The following is a 1,770-nucleotide window of genomic DNA, read 5'->3' as shown; positions in this document are numbered from 1 at the left end:
CACCGACTCGCGGTACGCCGCATCCTGCTTGTCGAACGCGTCGGTCGACGGCATCGACACCACGCGCACCTTGCGGCCCGCCGCGGTCAGTTTGTCCGCCGCCTCCACCGTGATGCCCACTTCGGAGCCGGTGGCGATCAGGATGACGTCCGGCGTRCCCGCGCAGTCTTTCAGCACGTAGCCGCCGCGGTACACGTTCGCCAGCTGCTCTGCGGTGCGCGGCTGCTGGGTCAGGTTCTGGCGCGAGAACACCAGCGTGGTCGGGCCGTCGTTGCGCTCGATGCCGTACTGCCACGCCACCGCCGATTCCACCTGGTCGCACGGGCGCCAGGTGCTCATGTTCGGGGTCACGCGCAGGCTCGCCAGCTGCTCCACCGGCTGGTGGGTCGGGCCGTCTTCRCCCAGACCGATGGAGTCGTGGGTGTAGACGAACACRTTGCGCAGCTTCATCAGCGCCGCCATGCGCACCGCGTTGCGGGCGTATTCCACGAACATCAGGAAGGTCGCCGAGTACGGCAGGAAGCCGCCGTGCAGCGCGATGCCGTTGGTGATGGCGGTCATGCCGAACTCRCGCACGCCGTAATGAATGTAGTTGCCCGCCGGGTCAACGTTCAGCGCTTTCGAGCCGGACCACATGGTCAGGTTGCTCGGCGCCAGGTCGGCGGAGCCGCCCAGGAACTCCGGCAGCACCTTGCCGAACGCTTCCAGCGCGTTCTGCGACGCCTTGCGGCTGGCGATGTTGGCCGGGTTGKCCTGCAGTTTTTCCACGAACGCCTTGGCGTCGGCTTTCCAGTCGGCCGGCAGCTCGCCGTTCATGCGGCGCTTGAACTCGGCGGCCAGTTCCGGGAAGGCCCTGGCGTAGGCGGCGAACTTGTCGTTCCAGGCCGCTTCCTTGGCCTGACCGGCTTCTTTGGCGTCCCACTGGGCGTAGATGTCCTGCGGGATTTCAAAGGCGGCGTATTTCCAGCCMAGCSSYTCGCGGGTGGCGGCCACTTCGGCGGCGCCCAGCGCGGCGCCGTGCACGTCATGGGTGCCGGCCTTGTTCGGCGAACCAAAGCCGATAACGGTCTTGCACATCAGCAGCGACGGCTTGTCGGTCACCTKGCGSGCTTCTTCAATCGCCGCCTTGATGGCGTCCGGGTTGTGGCCGTCGACGTTGCGCACCACGTGCCAGCCGTAGGCTTCGAAGCGCAGGGCGGTGTCGTCGGTGAACCAGCCGTCGACGTGRCCGTCGATGGAGATGCCGTTGTCATCGTAGAAGGCGGTCAGYTTGCCGAGCTTGAGGGTGCCGGCCAGRGAGCAGACTTCGTGCGAGATGCCTTCCATCATGCAGCCGTCGCCCATGAAGGCGTAGGTGTGGTGGTCGACRATGTCRTGGCCRGGGCGGTTGAACTGCGCCGCCAGGGTGCGTTCGGCGATGGCGAARCCGACGGCGTTGGCGATGCCCTGGCCCAGCGGGCCGGTGGTGGTTTCAACGCCCGGGGTGTAGCCGTACTCCGGGTGGCCCGGGGTTTTGGAATGCAGCTGACGGAAGTTTTCCAGCTCGCGCATCGGCAGGTCGTAGCCGGTGAGGTRCAGGAGGCTGTAAATCAACATGGAGCCGTGGCCGTTGGAGAGCACGAAACGGTCGCGGTCAGCCCAGTGCGGGTTAGTCGGGTTGTGGTTGAGGTAGTCACGCCACAGGACTTCGGCGATGTCCGCCATGCCCATAGGGGCCCCCGGGTGGCCGGAATTTGCTTTTTGTACGGCGTCCATGCTGAGTGCGCGGAT

1 protein-coding gene is annotated in these 1,770 nt (G+C 66.1%); it reads right to left on the bottom strand.

What is annotated here, in order from left to right:
- Window positions 1-1,770: transketolase (gene tkt, locus ACOWVD_RS25440; protein ID WP_421117775.1), on the bottom strand; the 1,770-nt coding region annotated here is incomplete at both ends.

Source organism: Serratia sp. SA088, from assembly GCF_049065515.1.
GTDB classification, from domain to species: Bacteria; Pseudomonadota; Gammaproteobacteria; order Enterobacterales; family Enterobacteriaceae; genus Serratia; species Serratia nematodiphila.
This window is presented reverse-complemented; position numbering and strand designations above follow the sequence as displayed.